Source organism: Cryptosporangium japonicum (assembly GCF_039524755.1).
In the GTDB taxonomy this organism is placed as follows: domain Bacteria; phylum Actinomycetota; class Actinomycetes; order Mycobacteriales; family Cryptosporangiaceae; genus Cryptosporangium; species Cryptosporangium japonicum.
This window is the reverse complement of the sequence record NZ_BAAAGX010000020.1, coordinates 145,361-162,366: the sequence shown is the minus strand read 5'-3', so window position 1 is coordinate 162,366 and position 17,006 is coordinate 145,361. Positions and strand designations below refer to the sequence as shown.

The 17,006-nt window shown below is 72.1% G+C and carries 18 protein-coding genes; 5 read left to right on the top strand and 13 right to left on the bottom strand.

Annotation, left to right across the window (positions count from 1 at the left end; genetic code table 11):
• Positions 1 to 3: 3 nt before the first annotated feature.
• Both ABD437_RS25885 and ABD437_RS25880 read right to left on the bottom strand, forming a co-directional pair.
• Positions 4 to 1,116, bottom strand: coding sequence for a serine hydrolase domain-containing protein (locus ABD437_RS25885; RefSeq protein ID WP_344651521.1), 1,113 nt, complete (start codon positions 1,114 to 1,116; stop codon positions 4 to 6).
• Between the two features lie 57 nt (positions 1,117 to 1,173).
• Complete coding sequence (locus ABD437_RS25880) at positions 1,174 to 1,593, bottom strand: MarR family winged helix-turn-helix transcriptional regulator (RefSeq protein WP_344651520.1); 420 nt, start codon at positions 1,591 to 1,593, stop codon at positions 1,174 to 1,176.
• A gap of 69 nt (positions 1,594 to 1,662) precedes the next feature.
• On the opposite strand from ABD437_RS25880, the gene ABD437_RS25875 reads away from it, so the two are divergent.
• Positions 1,663 to 2,520 carry an NAD-dependent epimerase/dehydratase family protein gene (locus tag ABD437_RS25875; RefSeq protein ID WP_344651519.1) on the top strand — a complete coding sequence of 286 codons (858 nt, stop codon included), beginning with the start codon at positions 1,663 to 1,665 and terminating at the stop codon, positions 2,518 to 2,520.
• A 67-nt stretch (positions 2,521 to 2,587) separates the two neighbouring features.
• On the opposite strand, the gene ABD437_RS25870 is transcribed toward ABD437_RS25875, so the two are convergent.
• The 3 genes from ABD437_RS25870 to ABD437_RS25860 are packed head-to-tail and all read right to left on the bottom strand — an operon-like array spanning position 2,588 to position 3,989.
• Positions 2,588 to 3,265, bottom strand: coding sequence for a PASTA domain-containing protein (locus ABD437_RS25870; protein ID WP_344651518.1), 678 nt, complete (start codon positions 3,263 to 3,265; stop codon positions 2,588 to 2,590).
• Between the two features lie 14 nt (positions 3,266 to 3,279).
• Positions 3,280 to 3,660 (bottom strand): PASTA domain-containing protein, encoded by a 381-nt coding sequence (locus ABD437_RS25865; RefSeq protein ID WP_344651517.1) that lies wholly within the window; start codon positions 3,658 to 3,660, stop codon positions 3,280 to 3,282.
• A gap of 8 nt (positions 3,661 to 3,668) precedes the next feature.
• Positions 3,669 to 3,989 (bottom strand): hypothetical protein, encoded by a 321-nt coding sequence (locus ABD437_RS25860; protein ID WP_344651516.1) that lies wholly within the window; start codon positions 3,987 to 3,989, stop codon positions 3,669 to 3,671.
• Between the two features lie 113 nt (positions 3,990 to 4,102).
• Here ABD437_RS25860 and ABD437_RS25855 point away from each other — a divergent pair, with 113 nt between their 5' ends.
• The 3 genes from ABD437_RS25855 (at position 4,103) to ABD437_RS25845 (ending at position 7,844) form a co-directional block, all read left to right on the top strand.
• Positions 4,103 to 4,600 (top strand): NUDIX domain-containing protein, encoded by a 498-nt coding sequence (locus tag ABD437_RS25855; RefSeq protein ID WP_344651515.1) that lies wholly within the window; start codon positions 4,103 to 4,105, stop codon positions 4,598 to 4,600.
• Between the two features lie 106 nt (positions 4,601 to 4,706).
• On the top strand, positions 4,707 to 6,374 hold the full coding sequence (locus tag ABD437_RS25850) for an NAD(P)/FAD-dependent oxidoreductase (RefSeq protein ID WP_344651514.1): 1,668 nt from the start codon (positions 4,707 to 4,709) through the stop codon (positions 6,372 to 6,374).
• A gap of 12 nt (positions 6,375 to 6,386) precedes the next feature.
• Positions 6,387 to 7,844 (top strand): ATP-binding protein, encoded by a 1,458-nt coding sequence (locus tag ABD437_RS25845; protein ID WP_344651513.1) that lies wholly within the window; start codon positions 6,387 to 6,389, stop codon positions 7,842 to 7,844.
• 199 nt (positions 7,845 to 8,043) lie between these two features.
• On the opposite strand, the gene ABD437_RS25840 is transcribed toward ABD437_RS25845, so the two are convergent.
• The 8 genes from ABD437_RS25840 to ABD437_RS43090 all read right to left on the bottom strand — a co-directional run bounded on the left by ABD437_RS25840 (position 8,044) and on the right by ABD437_RS43090 (position 16,362).
• Positions 8,044 to 8,208: a hypothetical protein gene (locus tag ABD437_RS25840; protein ID WP_344651512.1), complete on the bottom strand. Its 165-nt coding sequence runs from the start codon at positions 8,206 to 8,208 to the stop codon at positions 8,044 to 8,046.
• A 99-nt stretch (positions 8,209 to 8,307) separates the two neighbouring features.
• On the bottom strand, positions 8,308 to 11,088 hold the full coding sequence (locus tag ABD437_RS25835; protein ID WP_344651511.1) for an ATP-binding protein: 2,781 nt from the start codon (positions 11,086 to 11,088) through the stop codon (positions 8,308 to 8,310).
• Between the two features lie 95 nt (positions 11,089 to 11,183).
• Positions 11,184 to 11,573, bottom strand: a complete 390-nt coding sequence (locus ABD437_RS25830; RefSeq protein ID WP_344651510.1) for a hypothetical protein — start codon at positions 11,571 to 11,573, stop codon at positions 11,184 to 11,186.
• Positions 11,566 to 11,922 (bottom strand): hypothetical protein, encoded by a 357-nt coding sequence (locus ABD437_RS25825; protein ID WP_344651509.1) that lies wholly within the window; start codon positions 11,920 to 11,922, stop codon positions 11,566 to 11,568. Before ABD437_RS25825 ends, ABD437_RS25830 begins: the two co-directional genes overlap by 8 nt.
• 42 nt (positions 11,923 to 11,964) lie before the next feature.
• Positions 11,965 to 12,927: an ABC transporter substrate-binding protein gene (locus ABD437_RS25820; RefSeq protein WP_344651508.1), complete on the bottom strand. Its 963-nt coding sequence runs from the start codon at positions 12,925 to 12,927 to the stop codon at positions 11,965 to 11,967.
• 35 nt (positions 12,928 to 12,962) lie between these two features.
• On the bottom strand, positions 12,963 to 13,715 hold the full coding sequence (locus tag ABD437_RS25815) for an amino acid ABC transporter ATP-binding protein (protein ID WP_344651742.1): 753 nt from the start codon (positions 13,713 to 13,715) through the stop codon (positions 12,963 to 12,965).
• Positions 13,716 to 13,726: 11 nt separating this feature from the next.
• Entirely contained in the window at positions 13,727 to 14,704 is a 978-nt protein-coding gene (locus ABD437_RS25810) for an amino acid ABC transporter permease (protein WP_344651507.1), read from the bottom strand.
• Positions 14,701 to 16,362, bottom strand: a complete 1,662-nt coding sequence (locus ABD437_RS43090) for a GNAT family N-acetyltransferase (protein WP_425558235.1) — start codon at positions 16,360 to 16,362, stop codon at positions 14,701 to 14,703. Before ABD437_RS43090 ends, ABD437_RS25810 begins: the two co-directional genes overlap by 4 nt.
• 52 nt (positions 16,363 to 16,414) lie before the next feature.
• Between ABD437_RS43090 and ABD437_RS25795 the strand changes: the two genes are divergently transcribed.
• The coding region (locus ABD437_RS25795) for an LLM class flavin-dependent oxidoreductase (RefSeq protein ID WP_344651506.1) at positions 16,415 to 17,006 on the top strand (592 nt) is incomplete at its 3' end.

Genomic DNA, 17,006 nt, shown 5'->3' with positions numbered 1-17,006 from the left:
CGGTCAGCTGCCGCAGAGGGCGTGGTTGACGAGATCGGTCGTCGGGTCCAGCTCGCCCGGCTCGGGGCGCAGCGTGTCGTCGTTGATCGAGACGACGACGCTGCGGGTGCCGTCCTCACTGATCCCGTCCCGGGTGCTGTACCCGGGGATGTCCCCGCTGTGCGACCACATCCCGCCACACGGCGTCTCGCTCCACTGCAGGCCGAGCCCGTAGCGCGGGTTCTTCCACGCGTCGGCGAACGGCGGTGCCGGCACTGTCGTCGTCATCTCCGCGAGCTGCGCCGGCGCGAGCACCCGCCCGCCGAGCAGGGCACGGAAGAACCGGTTGAGGTCCGAGGTCGTACTGATCATCGACCCCGCCGCGTCGGCCCAGGTGGGGCTGAACCGGGTCGTGTCCACCCGCGGTCCGAACTGCTCCTGGCCCGCGGGGAACCGGTGGTACCCGACGGCGTGCGGGGCCGGGACGTCCAGCTCCGTGCGGGGGACCGAGGTGTCCCGCAGCCGGAGCGGCCGGAGGATGCGTCGCTCGACCTCGGACTCCCAACCGTGCCCGGTGACCCGCTCGATCACCATCCCGGCCAGCACGTAGTTGGTGTTGGAGTAGTCCCAGCGCGTGCCGGGCGCGAACGCCGGCGGCTGACTGAGCGCGAGCGCGAGCAGGTGCGCAGGCGTGGTCGCGGTCAGCGCTTCGGCGTCGTAGTCCTTCTTCGAGCCGAGGAACGTGATCCTCGCGGCGTAGTTCGGCAGGCCGCTGGTCTGCTGGAGCAGCTGCCGCACGGTGATCCGCCGTCCGTCGTTGCCGTGTCCGCGCACGACGCCCGGCAGCCACCTCTCCACCGGGTCCTCCAACCCGAGCCGGCCTTCCCCGACCAGTTGGAGCGCCACCGCGGCGGTGAACGTCTTCGTGGCGCTGCCGATCCGGAACTTCGCGTGCTTCGGTACCGCCCCCGCACGCACGGTGGCGGAGCCGTCCGGGGTGACCACCTCGGCGATCACGCTCGGCGCCCCTTGTCGAATCAGCGCGTTCGCGTCCTGGTGGAGGAGGGGCGGAGGGTGCGCCGCCGCCACGCTGGCCAGCGTGGCCAGTGCCGTGGAAATGATGAGGATTCGTTTCATGACCGCACGGTAGGGACGGGAAGGACCGGCGTCTTCACGCTTCAGGGCCACATCGGACTAGCTCTCCGGGTCTAGGGTCCGGATGATTTTTCGCAGGGCCGACTCGGTCGCGGCGCGCTCCTCGGGCGTCAGCTCGGCGGTGACACGCTGGGCGAGCGCGGCCCGGGCGGCCCCTACGGGTTTCTCGGCCGCGCGCCCGGCGTCGGTCAGGTGCAGGCGCACCAGCCGGGCGTCCGCGTCGTCGCGCCGGCGCGTAATCAGGCCGGCCGCCTCCATCCGCGTCGCGGCGTTCACCACGGTCGGCGTGCTCACCTTGAGCCGCCCGGCGAGCTCACCCGGTGTGAGGCCGTCCTCGGCCCAGAGCACCTCGAGCACGAGGTTCTGCCCCACCCGCACACCGTGCGCGCTCATCGCCTCGTCCGACGCGGCCTGCAACAACTTGTGCGCCCGCGTGAACAGCCGGAGAAGGTCGGTCATGTTCCGGAGCGTATTGCCCCGCAATTCATTAGCCAGCTAACGTTAGCTAGCTAATGAATGGAGCGGACCATGATTCTCGTGACCGGCGGGCGGGGCTTCCTCGGATCGCACACCGTGGCGGCGCTGCGCGACCTCGGCGAGGAGTGCCTCCCGATCGGGCGCGCGGAGGCCGACTGCACCGACCTGGGCGCCTTACGGGCGGTGAGCCAGAAGTATCCGATCAGCGGCATCGTGCACCTGGCCGCGGTGCACCGGTCCACGGTGCCGGTGGCCGAGGCACTGCGGGCCACTCTGTCGTCCACGCTGAACGTCGCGGCGATCGCCGCCGAACGGGGCGTCGGGCGGGTCGTGTTCGCCAGCACTATCGGCGTCTACGCGGGGGTGCCCGGTCCGGTCTGGCGGGAGGACGCCTCGTTGCCGCCGACCACGTCGTTCACCATCCCGGCCGCGAAGCGGGCCTCGGAACTCCTGGCGCCACTGGCGTTCGACGGCGCGGTGCACGCCCGGATCGGCGCGATCTGGGGGCCGGGCGGCCGGCCGTCGTCGCCGTTCACGGCCGTGCCTGCTCTGGTGCACGCCGCGGTGCACGGCACCCCGTCCCCGGACGCGTACGCCGACGACGCGATCGACCTGGGCTATGCGCGCGACTGCGGACGCGCACTCGCGCTGCTGGCCACCGCGCCCCGCCTGGGCCACCCCACCTACAACGTCAGCGGCGGCACCGCCGTCACCAACGCCCGGTTCGCCGAGGCGCTGCGAGCGGCGGTGCCGGACGCGGTCGTGCCGCTGCGCGCCGGTCCCCGACCGGCGGCCGCCCACCTGGACGTCTCGCGGCTGGCCGAGGACACCGGCTACCGGCCGGCTTTCGACCTCGAGGCCGCCGTCGCCGACTACGTCGGCTGGCTCCGCGCGGGAGCGGCGCGCTGAGTGGCGGGGGAGATGATCACCGCCCGGTCGGGGCCGTCCGCGCGACGGACGACCCCGACGGTGCCGCCTACACGCAGGGGATCGACGGTTTGGTGCCGATCGTGATGTCGACCTTGCGGCCGGCGTCGAGCGGGGTGCCGGCGCTGGGCGACGACGACAACACCGTTCCGACGTCCTCACAGCGGCTGGCCTTCTTGGTGAAGACCGTACCGACGACGAGCCCGACGGCCTTGAGCGCGGCCGTGGCCTCGGTCTGCGACCTGCCCCGCAGATCCGGCACCCTCGCCTGCGCGACGACCGCGAACGAGGTGGTGAACGAGTCCCAGTCGTCGAGCTGCTTGTACTTCTCGCTGACCACGTACGTCGTGCCGTCGGAGAACGTCAGCGTGACCCGGTAGCCGAACTTCCAGGTGTCCCAGACCGAGGACTGGTCGGCGATCCGCAGTGATCCCGGGACGAGGTTCGCCGCGGTGATCCCCTCGAACACGTACAACCCGTACGGACCGTGCACGGAATCGTCGTCGAAGTGCGAGTACTGGTCGTGCCGGGACGCCACCGGCCGGCCGTCCGCGGCGGTGATGTCGACGAGGACCTGGGTGTCGGCGTCCTTGTCGTCGTCGTTGGTGGTGAACGTGATCGTCGCGGCGGTGAGCGTCGCGGTCGGCGCCGTGGCGGACGCCGCCGACGGGACGAGCAGCGCCGCCACCGTCGCGGCCAGCGTCGTGAGTCGTACCAGGAACCGCATCGGTGCTCCTCCGGTCAGAGACAACGTGTCGTGGGCTTGGTACCGATGACGAGATTCACGGCGGAGCCGACGTCGGCGAGCCGCCCCGGGTCCGGCTGCTCCTCCATGACCGTGTCGATGTAGTTGCAGACCGGGTCCGGGCGGAGCGTGACCGTGCCGACGTCCAGGCCGGCCGCCTTCAGTGCCGCGGTCGCGTCGGCCTTGCTGTCGCCGCGGACGTCGGGCACCTTCACCTGCGACTTCACCCCGAAGGGGAGATCGAAGTGCTGGTGGTCGGTGACCGTTTTATGGCCCTCGCCGAACACGTACTTGGTGCCGTCGGAGAAGTACATCGTGATGCCGTATCCGAACTCCCACGTGTCGTGGTACCACGCGACGAATTCGAACTGGAGCAACCCGTTGCTCAGATCGGCGGCCGTGATCCCGGGGTGGTGAGGAAGGGGAACGGGCCGTTGGAAGTGTTCTCGTCGAACTCGTAGTAGTGGTCGAAGATCTTCCCGGCGACGGCGCCGGTCTTGGTGAGGATGGTGATGTTCGCGTAGGACCCGCGGTCCTTGTTGTCGGCCTGCGTGCCGAACAGCACCGTGATGCCGGTGAGGGCCGCGGTCGGCACGGTGTTCGGGAACGCCGACGGGGCGGCGGCCGTGGCCGGGGTGGCCGTGAGCGTCACCAGCGCCGACGCGGCGACGGCGAGCGCGGCCACGACGCGTGTGATTCCACGCATGTGTGCTCCTTCCGTGGAGTTGACGCGACCCAGCGTCGCCGCGCGGGCCGGATCGGACATCGGTCGTCATCCCTACGAAGGGGCGGCCGCGACGACTGGGTAGCGTGCGCGGGGTGATCAAGGAGGCGACCGCGACGGTCTTCACGTTCGGGCTCGTCGACGGGCGGTACTGCCTGGGGCTGGTCTTCCACCCGCGGCTCGGCGTCTGGATTCCGCCCGGCGGCCACGTCGAGCCCGACGAGACCCCGGCCGAGGCGGCGCTGCGCGAGGTGGCCGAGGAGACCGGCCTCACCGCCACGCTGCTGCCGCCGCACCACGAGCGCTACCCCGACGGTTACCCGCACCGGCCGGTGTCCCCGCCGTGGTGGACCGTCGAGATCCCGGTCGGCCCGGACCGCCACACCGACGCCGACCACGTGCACGTCGACCACCAGTTCGTCGCGCTCGCCGCGTCGGGCACCGCGGGCACCACCGACCACCCGTTCGTCTGGCGCACCGAGGCCGATCTGAGCGAGCCCGACGCGATCATCGCCGACGCCCGCGGCCAGGCGAAACTGCTCTTCGCCCGGCTCCACGGGCTGACCGCCGAACAGACCGGCTGGCCGGGCTAGGCCCTGTTTCAGCAAAGACCGGGCTGACCGGTGCCGACGCTCCCGCGGCAGGGCAGACTAGACAGCGGTCAGGGCGCGTCCGCGCCCTGCGTGTCCGGGAGGGCTGATGGGCAAGCCGGTCCTGCTCACCGTCGACGACGATCCGTCGGTGTCGCGTGCCGTAGCGCGCGACCTGCGGCGTCGGTACGGCGAGGACTACCGGGTGATGCGGGCCGACTCCGGTCCGCAAGCGCTCGACGCGCTCAAGGAGATCAAGCTGCGCGGCGACCGGGTGGCGGCGATCCTCGCCGACTACCGGATGCCGCAGATGAACGGCATCGAGTTCCTCGAGGCCGCGATGGACCTGTTCCCGCGGGCCCGGCGTGCGCTGCTCACCGCGTACGCCGACACCGACGCCGCGATCCAGGCGATCAACGTGGTCGACGTCGACCACTACCTGCTCAAGCCGTGGGACCCGCCGGAGGAGAAGCTCTATCCGGTCGTCGACGCGCTGATCGCCACCTGGCAGGCCGCCGGCGACTCGCCGGTCGAGGAGATCAAGGTCGTCGGGCACCAGTTCTCGCCGGCCTCGTTCGAGCTGCGTGACTTCCTGGCCCGCAACCAGGTGCCCTACCGCTGGTATCTGGCCGACTCGTCGGAGGGGCGGCGGCTGCTCGAATCGGCCGACGCCGACCCGCAGGCGCCCGACGTCATCCCGCTCGTGGTCACGCCGGAGGGGGAGGTGCTGCGCAACCCGTCGCCGAACGAGCTGGCCACCCGGGTGGGTCTGGCGACCAACCCGACCGAGAAGTTCTACGACGTGATCATCGTCGGGGGCGGCCCGGCCGGGCTCGGCGCCGCGGTCTACGCGGCCTCCGAGGGGTTAAGGACCGTCCTGGTCGAGCAGCAGGCCACCGGCGGCCAGGCCGGGCAGAGCTCACGCATCGAGAACTACCTGGGCTTCCCCGACGGCGTCAGCGGCGCCCAGCTCACCGACCGCGCCCGCCGGCAGGCGATCAAGTTCGGCGCCGAGATCCTCACCACGCGCAAGGCCTGCGAGCTGATCGTCAAGGGCTCGGCCCGTGGCGTGAAGTTCGAGGACGGCACCGAGATCGCGGCGCACGCGGTCGTGCTGGCCACCGGCGTGTCCTACCGGCGGCTGCAGGCCAGCGGCATCGACGACCTGACCGGGCGCGGGGTCTACTACGGCTCGGCGGCGGTGGAGGCACCGGCCTGCGCCGGCCAGGAGGTCGTCATCGTCGGCGGCGCCAACTCCGCGGGCCAGGCGGCGGTCTTCTTCTCCCGCCACGCCTCGAAGGTGCGGTTGGTCGTGCGCGGCGCGAACCTCGAGGCGTCGATGTCGGCGTACCTGATCAAGCAGCTGGCCGAGATCGAGAACGTCCAGGTGCAGACCCGCACCACGGTCTGCGCCTGCCTGGGGGAGGGCCGCCTCCAGCGGATCGACCTGAAGAACGAGGACACCGGCGAGATCGAGCCCGTCGACGCGGGCTTCTGCTTCGTGTTCATCGGCGCTGCTCCGCTCACCGACTGGATGGACGGTGTGCTGGTGCGCGACGAGGCCGGGTTCGTGCTGGCCGGCACCGACCTGCTCGGCGAAGACGGGGCCCGGCCGAAGGGATGGAATGCCGACCGGGATCCGTTCCCCTTGGAGACGAGCGTTCCGGGTGTCTTCGTCGCGGGAGACGTCCGGTCGCAGTCGGTGAAGCGGGTCGCGTCCGCGGTCGGCGAAGGCGCCATGGCGGTGACGCTCGTTCACCGTTACCTGAGTTCGTAGGAGGACACCGCGATGGCTGACCGGGTGAGCCCAGCAGAGCTCCAGAAGCTGTTCCTGTTCGAGGCACTCGACCCCGAGCAGCTGACGTGGCTGTCCGAGCACGGCGAGGTGGAGGAACGCGAGGCCGGCGCGACCGTCTACGCCGAGGGCGACGAAGCGACCTGCTTCTTCGTCCTGCTGTCCGGGACGATCAAGATGAGCCGCAACGTCGGGGGCGCGCGGGTGGAGATCTCGCGCACCAGCCAGCCCGGCTCGTACGCCGGTGCGTACCTGTCCTACCTCGGCGACCGGGTCCAGCAGCGCTACCTGCAGACGCTGACCTCGCTCACCGCGTCCCGGTTCTTCGTGCTGCCGGCGACGGACTGGGGGACGGTCGTCTCCACCTGGTTCCCGATGACCGTCCACCTGCTGGAGGGCCTGTACTTCGGCGGCCAGGCCAGCCAGGCCGCGGTCGGCTCCCGGGAGAAACTGCAGGCGCTCGGCTCCCTCACCGCGGGCCTCACCCACGAGCTGAACAACCCGGCCGCGGCCACCGCGCGGGCGGCGTCGTTGCTGCGTGAGCGCGTGGCGAAGTCCCGCCACAAGCTCGCGGCGCTGGCCCGGGGCGACATTCCCCGCGAGCGGCTCGCGGTCCTCGTCGACCTGCAGGAAGACGCGGTCGAGCGGTGCGCGAAGGCGAAGGAGCTGTCCCCGGTCGAGACCAACGACCGCGAGGACGAGATGGGCGACTGGCTGGAGGAGCGGGACGTCCCGTTCGCCTGGGATCTGGCGCCGACGCTGGTGGCCGCCGGCATCGACGTCGGCTGGCTCGACGACGCCGAGGAGCGGCTCGGCGGCCAGCACCTGGACAGCGCGCTGCACTGGATCGGGTACACGCTCGAGACCGAGCAGCTGATGATGGAGATCTCGCAGGCGTCGGGGCGCATCTCCGAGCTGGTCACCGCGGCGAAGCAGTACTCCCAGCTGGACCGGGCGCCGCACCAGTGGATCGACGTCCACGAGGGCATCGACAGCACGCTGGTGATGCTCTCCGGCAAGATCAACAAGAAGGACATCACGGTCGTGAAGGAGTACGACCGGACGCTTCCGCAGGTGCCGGCGTACCCGGGCGAGCTCAACCAGGTCTGGACGAACCTCATCGTCAACGCGATCGCGGCGATGAACGGCAAGGGAACGCTGACGATACGCACGAGCCTGCGCCGCCCGGAGGACCCGGACAGCCCGGTGCAGGTCGAGGTGTGCGACACCGGGTCCGGCGTGCCGGACGACATCAAGGAGCGGATCTTCGAGCCGTTCTTCACGACCAAGGGTGTCGGCGAGGGAACGGGCCTGGGGCTGGACATCTCGTGGCGCATCGTCGTGAACCGGCACGGCGGTGACCTGAGCGTGGAGAGCGTCCCGGGGGACACCCGCTTCATCGTGTGTCTTCCGCGCACCGAGCCCACCCGGGGCGCGGCCGTACCCCAGTAACGCCCGAACGGTGGACGCCGATGACGCCGGCGTCCACCGAACAGGCCGGCCCCCCCGGGCCGGAACACCACCCCCCACCCACCGGGTGGGAGCCCCAACGGCCCCTGCTGGTGCTCCGCACCCGGTGTGGTGTGCTGGAAAACCTACGGTGACGAGGGGACGGCGCGTAACCGGGAGCGACCCCGGACTTCGGTGCCGCTCACCCTGGTTCGGTGCCGTTACCGGGGGCGCGCAGATGCTGCTCCAGCACCCCGACCAGCTCGACGATCCCTTCGAATTGCAGCTCGTCGACCGAATCAGGGCGCGCGACGCTGCCCTCGAGCCTTCCCTGCGGGGTTTGGCTCAGCTCAATGATGAGACGCATTCCGCCCCCCGTAGCTGCCACTGGCCAGACAGCGTAAAAACCCGGACCCCTCGTTGTCTTCCGGGGGCGACCCTGGGGTTTGGGGGCAGCACCCCTGGATCACCCGGCGGCGGGCCGGGTGGCGAGCTCACGCAGCTCGAGCCGTCCGTCGACGCCGAGCTTCCGGTAGATCGCGGTGAGGTGACCCTCGACGGTCTTGACGCTCAGCGACAGCTCGGCGGCGATCTGCTTGTTGGTGCGGTTGGCGCCGATCAGCCGGGCGATGCCGCGCTCGGTGGCGGTGAGCCCGGCGAACACCGCCTCCGGGGTCTCGATCGAGAGCCCCAGCGCGCGGGCGGCCTCGGCTGCCTGGTCGACGTACGCGGCGGCGCCGAGCGTGCGTGCCTGCAGCAGCGCGGTGCGCAGCGCGGCCACGGCCGGTGCGGGCCGGTCGAGCGCGGCGAGCGCGTGCGCGGTGAGCAGGTTGATGCGGACCACCTCCAGGGGCAGGCCGACCTCGGTGGCCAGCGCCAGCGCGTCGGTGCACTCGGCCAGCGCCTCCTCGGCCCGCCCGCGGGCCAGCGCGATCCGGGCCCGCACCCGGGCGACCCCGAGCAGCGCCGAGCGGCGGTCGGGCCGCGCCAGCCGGGACAGGTACGCCTCCAGAGCCTCGTCGGCGTCCTCCGGCCGGCCGAGCTGGGCCAACGCGTCCGCGCGCAACGGCCCGAACAGGTGGGTGCCCGGTTCCTGGGAGTCGTAGTGCTTCTCGATGTCGGTGGCCGCCGCGAGCAGGGCCACCGGGTCGTCCTTGGCCTGGGCGATCGCGGCGAACCCGCCCGCCGCGTAGGCCAGCCCGCTGCCGGCGCCGACCAGGTTGGCCCAGTGCGCGGCCGAGCGCACGTGCGCCTCGGCCGCCGCCCATTCGGCCCGGGCCGCGCGTGGGTAGCAGGCCAGCGCGTGCAGGATCGAGAACTCCCAGATCCGGACGTTCTCCTCGGCGTCGCCGAGCGCGAGTTCGGAGTGGAGCACGGCGTCGTCCAGCTCGCCGCGCCGGTACTCGACCTCGGCCAGGAAGCCCAGCGCCTGCCCGATGCGCAGCGCCTCGCCGGCGGTGGCGCGGGCGACGGACTGGCGGAGGTCGCGGTCGGCGTCGGCGAGGCGGTCGGTCCAGAGCGCGATCATGCCGCGGGCGCAGAGCGCGTCGAGGGCACCGGCCGCGCCGGGGGCGTCGGCGTCGGCGAGCGCCTCGATCGCCTCCTCGGCCCGGCCGGAGAGCGTCAGCCCGATCGCCAGCGAGAAGCGCGTGTACGCGGCCACCCACGGTTCGGTGGCCGGTGCCCCGACCGCCTCCTCGCCGTACCGGATCATCTCCCGGTAGTCGAGCGTCAGGATGCCGATGATCGCCAGCTGCGCGGCGATGCGTGCGTGCAGGTCACCGAGCGCCGGCGCGCCCGGTTCCGGCTCGGTGCCGGCCCGCACCGCGGCGAGGGCGGCCTCCAGCTGGTCCTTCGCGCCGGGGATGCGGCCGGCCAGCAGCAGCTGGTAACCGGCGACGTAGTCGCGCCAGGGACCGGCCGGCGCGGCCAGCACGTCGATCTCGTAGTCCTGGGCGCCAGCGGCGTCACCGGCGACGATCAGCGCCTCGACGGTGGTGAGCACCCGGCCGGAACGCACCGGCCCGCGGGGCGTCAGCTCGAGCGCGTGGCGGTATAGCGCGGCCGCGACGGTGAGGTCGCCGCGGCTCCACCGCTCCCGTGCGGCGCGCTCGGTGTCGTCGGCCAACGCCTCGTCGGGGCCGCCGGACGCGGCGGCGAGCCGGTGGTCCAGCGTGGCCGGCCCACCCAGCCGGGCCGCCCGCCGGTGCAGCTCCTGCCGGTGGGACAGGGCCCGGTCGTGGTAGAGCGACGAGCGGGTGAGCCGGTCGGCGAACACGAACTCCAGCCCGCCGCTGTTGGGCACCTCGGCCACCAGCCCGACGTCGAGCGCCTCGGCGATCGCACTGCGCAGCGCGGGCCCGGACAGTTCGGCCACGGCGGCGGCGTCGCTCAGCCGGAACCGCTCGCCCAGCACGGCCGCCGCCGAGACGAGTTCCCGGGCCGGGGCCCGGCAGGTCGCCAGCTGGGACGCGATCGTCGCGGAGATCGAGTGCGGCGCCGGCAGCGGGTTGCTGTCCGCGGCCAGCGTCCGCATGGACAGCTGCGGGAGCAGGTGACGGACGTGTAAGGGGTTGCCGTCGGTGAGGCGCCAGAGCCGGGCCGCGGCGGCGGGCGAGAGCCCCGACCGGCCGGCCTGCGCGGCCAGCTGCATGAGTTCGTCGGGTGCCAGCCCGGACAGCGACAGCTCCACCCCGCGATCGGACTCCACCATCCGGCGCCAGCCGTCGGGCAGGCCGGGGTTGGGCCGCCCGTCGGGGATGCGCCGCACCGACCCGGCCGGCTGGTGGAGCACCACCACCATCACCGGGGCTCCGCTGATCCGCCGCGCGGCGTACCGGATGGCCTCGATCGAGGCCCGGTCGGCCCAGTGCGCGTCGTCGACGACGAGCACGGCCGGGGCGACGCGCTGCAGGTCGGCGGCGAGCGCTTCGCCGACGAAGACCGGGTTGGCCTGCGGGTCGAGCGTGCGTATCGACTCGGCGGCGCCGGGGTCGGGCAGCCGGGACACGGCCTGGCGCAGGATCTCCCACTGCAGGTCGACTTCGTTCTCGTCGGCGGACAACACGATCGTGGTGACGCCGGGCAGGCCGCCGACGAAGTGCTCGATCAGACGCGACTTCCCGGTGCCGGGAACCCCGGTGACGCTGACGACACGGGGACTGCCCGCCCGCGTCGCGGCCCACGCCTCGGCCAACTGGGCCTGCTCCGGGCCGCGTCCCACGAACGAGCGTCTGGCGGTGTCCATCGTGCTCCCCGGGGCGCGACAACGACGGAGGTGGGGCCGAACCCAGCCAGCTTAGGAACCGGTGTGGACGATGACCAAACCGTCGAGGGTTACGCTCACCGGTCCGGCCGAGTACGCCATAGCCAGATCAGTCCGAGTACCGGAAGGACGAGCGGGACGAACCCGTAGCCGCTGCCGTAATCCGACCAGACCGTCGCGTCCGGGAAGTCCTGGCTGAGCAGCAGGCTGGCGGTGCCCACCGCGAGCACCCCGACGAGCTCGATCGAGCAGCACACCAGTGCGGCGCGCCACCACTGCCGGGCCAGCGCCACGGTGGCCCCGAGGTACACCAGCGCGGCGAACGCCGAGAGCAGGTACGCGATCGGGGCCTCGGAGAACTTCGTCGCGAGCTGCACCCCGGCCCGCGCGCCGGCCGCGAGCGTGAACAACCCGTAGACGGCGACGAGGACGCGTCCGGGCCCGTGGGCGGTCTGCGGTTCAGGCACTCCACACCTGATTCATCCGCACCACGAGCACCGGGATCACCAGACAGGCCACGCCGACGACCGCGGTCGCCGAGCGGTTCTTCTCCGACCAGGCCCAGAAGTACCCGATCGGCAGGATGACCAGCGACGCGATCAGGTACCCGACGAACGTCGCCAGTTCGTCCGGCGTGCGGTCGGTGGCCAGCTTCACGAAGCCGACGACGGCCTGCACGACCAGCAGCGCTTCCAACCCGGCCACCCCGGCCAGCAGCGGCCGGTGTGGCGCCTTACCGCGGATGACCTCGATCAACGCCCACGCCGCCAGCAGCAGCGCCACGACCGTCACCGCGGTGGCCAGCCCGTCGACCACGTGCCCTCCCTGTCTCCGGGCTGAACCTACTACGCGGTGTCGTCAGCTCTTCGGCAGGCCCTGCGGGTTGATCTCGGATTTCGGCAGCGACTCGTTGGTCAGCCCCCAGCGCTTCAGGACCTCGGCGTACTTCCCGTTCGTGATGACCTCGTTGAGCGCGGCGCTGTACGCCTCGACCAGTCCGCTGCCCTTCTTCGTCATCGCGGCGATCTGGGCCGGGATCGTGCCGCCGCCGTTGACGTTGCCGACGATCTCGAACAGCGGGTTGGTCACGACGTGGTAGGCCAGCGTCGGGTTCGGGCCGAGGTAGGCGTCCAGCCGGCCGGACTGCAGCGCCAGGAAGAAGTCCGCCGCCTTCTGGTAGTACTGGAACTTGACCGGCTTCTTCCCCTCCTTCTTGTTCTGCTCGTCCCAGCGGCGCAGCACCTCTTCCTGGTTGGTCCCGGGGCTCACGCCGATCGTCAGGCCCGCGACGTCCGCGGGGCCGGAGACTTTCAGCTTCTTCGACTTCAGCGCCTCGAACGCCAGCGTGTCGACGCGGTACGTCGCGAAGTCGTAGATCTCCTTGCGCTCCTCGGTGACCGTGATGTTCGAGAACCCGGCGTCGTACTGGCCGGTCTTGATCGAGAGGAACAGGTTCTCCCACGACGTGGTCTGCAGGTTCAGGTCCAGGCCGAGCACGTCCGCGACGAGCTGGGCGATGTCCGGCTCGACCCCGATCACGGTCTTGTCGTCGGTGGCGCGGAACGACAGCGGCGGCGTGCCGTCACCGGTGGTGCCGACCGTCAGCTTGCCCTCGGCGACGATCGTCGGCGGCAGCAGCTTCGCGATCGCGTCGACCTTCTCGGCCCGGACCCGCTTCTGGTCGGGGCCGATGTTGACGGCCGCGGCGCTCGGCGCCGGTGCGGCCCCGGCGGTGGAGTCGCCGGAGCCGGAGCCGCCGCACGCGGTCAGCGCGAGCAGCGGAATCGCGGCCACGAGGGCGAGTATTCGGGCACGGCGCATGACGAACTCCTTGCGATGGGGGTGTGGGGAAAAGCTCAGAGGACCTTGGCGAGGAAGGCCTTCGTGCGTTCGTGGCGGGGTGCGCCGAGCACCTCGGACGGCGGCCCCTGCTCGACGATCCGCCCGTCGTCCATGAAGACGACGGTGTCGGCCACCTCGCGGGCGAAGCCGATCTCGTGGCTCACGACGATCATCGTGGTGCCGCTGCGGGCCAGGTCACGCATCACGTCGAGCACCTCGCCGACCAGCTCGGGGTCGAGCGCCGAGGTCGGTTCGTCGAAGAGCACCAGCCGCGGCTGCAGCGCCAGCGCCCGCGCGATCGCGACCCGCTGCTGCTGACCGCCGGACAGTTGGCGCGGGTAGGCGTCGGCCTTGTCGCCGACGCCGACGCGTTCGAGCAGCGACCGGGCCAGCGGCAGCACGTCCCGGCGGGGCCGCCCCTGCGACGCGACCGGCGCGTACGCGACGTTCTCCAACGCGGTGAGGTGCGGGAACAGGTTGAAGCTCTGGAACACGAACCCGATCTGGGTGCGCTGCTTCAGGATCTCCCGCTCCTTGAGCTCGTGCAGCCTGGTGCCGGCGCGCCGGTAGCCGACCAGCTCACCGCCGACGCTGACGTATCCGCGGTCCACCTTCTCCAGGTGGTTGATGCTGCGCAGCAGCGTGGACTTCCCGGAGCCGGAGGGCCCGAGCACGACCGCCACCTCGCCGGTGCGCACGTCCAGGTCGACGCCCTTGAGCACCTCGAGCGCGCCGTAGCTCTTGTGGACGCCGCGGACGCGCACCATCACCTCGTCGCTCACCGGGCACCGCCGGAGAGCAGCTCGCTCTGTTCCCGGCGCCGCTGGGCCCGGGCGCGGACCTCGGTGACCGTGCGCCGGACCCGCTGCAGCGGTGTCGGGGGCAGCGCGCGGGCCGAGCCGCGGGCGTAGTAGCGCTCGACGTAGTACTGGACGACCGTGAGCACGGTGGTGAGCACCAGGTACCAGAACGTGGCCACCAGCAGCAGCGGGATCACCCGGCCGTTGCGTGTGTAGACGACCTGCACTTGGTAGAAGAGCTCGGGCAACGCCATGATGTAGACCACCGACGTGCCCTTGACCATGCCGACGACCTCGTTGCCCGCGGTCGGGATGATCGTCCGCATCGCCTGGGGCAGGATGATCCGCCACACCTGACGGGTGCGCGGGATGCCCAGCGCGGCCGCGGCTTCGAGTTGTCCGGAGTCGACGGACAGGAACCCCGAGCGCACGATCTCGGCCGAGTACGCGGCCTGGTGCAGTGCGAGCCCCAGCGCGGCCGCGGCCACCGGCGGGATCAGCTCCATCGTGCCGACGCCGAAGAACGACGGGCCGAACGGGACACCGAAGCGGATCTCGTTGTAGAGGATCGCGAGGTTGTACCAGAACAGCAGCTGCAGGATCAGCGGCACGGACCGGAAGATCCAGATGTAGGTCCAGCTCACCGCCTGCAGCAGGGGGCTGTGCGAGATACGCATCAGCGCGAGCACGGTGCCCAGGACGAAGCCGAGCCCGACCCCGAGCAGGGTCAGGACGACGGTGAGCCGGACGGCCTCCAGGATCGAGGCGTTGACGACGAACTCGCCGACCGTGGGCCAATCCCACGCGGGGTTGGTGATCAGCGCGTTGATCGCCATCGCGAGGAGAACCGCGACGATCGCCGTGGCCACCCAGCGCCACGGGTGCCGGGCCGGGACGACCCGGAGCGTACTGATCTCGTCGACCGGCGCGGGCTTGGTGGGTGCTGGCGCGCTCATGGGCGGGACCATAAGGGACTTCGTTGATTCCCGTCAATACCGACCTGACAGGTGGGGATAGTGAGGTTTTTGCGGAACGCCAGCGGCCCCACCGTCTCGGGGTCGGCGGTGACGTCGAAGCCCGGGGTGTAGCCGGCCGCCAGGTAGAGCGCACGCGCCTCGGGCTGGCGCGGACCGGTCGTGAGGTAGACCTGCCGGTAGCCGAGTTCCCCGGCCGCCCGCTCCAGCTCCGCGACGACCCGGCGGGCCAGCCCGCGGCCCCGGTGATCGGTGTGCGTCCAGATGCGCTTGAGCTCGGCGGTGTCGTCGTCGTAGCGCCGGAACGCACCGCCGGCGACCGGTTCGCCGTGCTCGCGGAGGACGAGCAGGGTCCCGTGCGGAGGGTCGAACTCGCCGTCCGGCAGCGCGTAGAGGTCGTGGCGGTGCCCGTATCGGGCCGCGTACTCCTCGGTGAGCTCGGCGAACATCCCCACGACGTCGGGGTCGGTGAGCGGAACCCGCCGCACCTCGATCGTCGCGGTGGCCCGGGCGACGCGCCGCGGCGGAACGTCGGCGAGCAGGCCGAGCACCCGGCGTGCGGCCGCGTCGTTCTCCGGGTGGAACCCGGCCGTGCCCGGTAGCGCGCCGAACGCGAAGCGCCGCGGATGGGCGCGCCCGACCCGGTCGAGCAGCGCGCCGGTGCCGCTCCAACCGGCCAGCTCGCCCCGGGTGGCCAGCGTGCGCAGCAGGGTGTCGTCGCTCCGGGCGAGCGGGCCGGTTCCGGTGTCCGGTTCGATCAGCGTCCGGGTGGCGGTGCCGTCGTCCAGGACGAAGGCCCGGCGGTCGACGTCGGGCCGCACCGCGTTCCCGGCCGTGAGCACACCGGCGCGGGTCAGCGCGGCGCGGCGGCGGGCCCACGCGGCGGCGGCGTCGGGGGAGGGCTCGCCGGTCCACGGTGGATGGCCGGGCGGGAGCAGCCGGATGCGTGGCTCGAGGCCGGTCGGACGGTACTCGCCGTCGACGTACCGGCCGCCGCGCCCGAGCGTCAGCAGCGTGACCAGGTCGCCGGTGAGCGGTCCGACGTCCCGGACGGCGACGTCGGCACCGGCCGCGACGTCGTCCGGCGCGGCCGGGTCGCCGTCCCGGGGGCGCCGGTGGTGCAGGCCGAAGCGGTCGGCGAACTCGGCCCGGGCGCGCTGGCCGGGCGTCGGGAGCGAGCCGGGCCGGCCCTGGGCGAGCAGCACGACGTCGGCGGGCAGCACGGTGCCGGTGTCGAGCACGACCGCCCGGTCGTCGAGGTCCACCGCCGACGCCCGGTGGGTGCGTACCGAGACACCCGGGGGAGCGAGCCGGACCGTGCGCCAGAACGCCCAGGTCAGGTACTCGCCGACGAGCGTGCGCGCGAGCGGTTCCCCGGGCCGCGGGGTGCGTACCCGGGGATTGGCGGCCGCCCACGCGCGCACGGTCGCACCGTCCGTGAGCGGGGACGGCCCGTCGAGGCTCCATACCTCGGGCTGGTCGGCGCGCCAGCGGCGTCCGCTGCCGAACGGGAACGGGTCGACGACGTGTACCTCCAGGTCGCGACCGGGCAACAACGTCGGGGCGAGAGTGGTGAGGCGATCGAGCAGACCGGTTCCCCGTGGTCCGGCGCCGACGAGAACGACTCGCGTCAGGGGCATGTCCTCAGCCTATCCCTATTGAACCGATAGGAATTGTTGCTATCGTGAGGTCATGGCAGTTTCCCTGAGGTTCGGTGTCCGCTTGTCCGTCGGTCGTACCGGTCGGCCGCAGCTCTCGCCCTCGGTCCACCGTGACGCCGCCGTGGCCCAGGCGCGCCGGCTCACCGCCCTCGCCGACATCCTCGGTCTCGACTACGTGTTCAGCGGCGGTGACGCCGGGTTGTCCAGCGAGACCACGCTGGCCCTGCTCGGCGCCGCGCGGCGGCTCACGGTCGTCGCGCCGATCTCGGTGGCGGCCTGGCACCCGGCGCTGCTCGCCCGCTTCGGCGCGGTCGCGGCGCGGGTCTCCGGCGGGCGCTTCGCGATCGACCTGCGCAGCGGGCCGCACCCCGACGACCACCGGGCGGAGGAGTTCGCGCGGATCGTCCGTGGGTTGTGGAGCGGTGAGCCGGTCGACGTGGACGGTCGGCACTTCCGGGCCCGAGGGTTGCGGCCGACCGTGCAGCCCGGCGTCGCGCCGGAGATCGTGGTCTCCGGCGGCTGGCGCGCCGCCCAGCCGCTGGCCGCACGCATCGGCGACTGGTTCCTCCACCCCGAACCGGTCCGGGCCGACGTGCCCGCCCAGGTCGCCGCGTTGGAGGGCG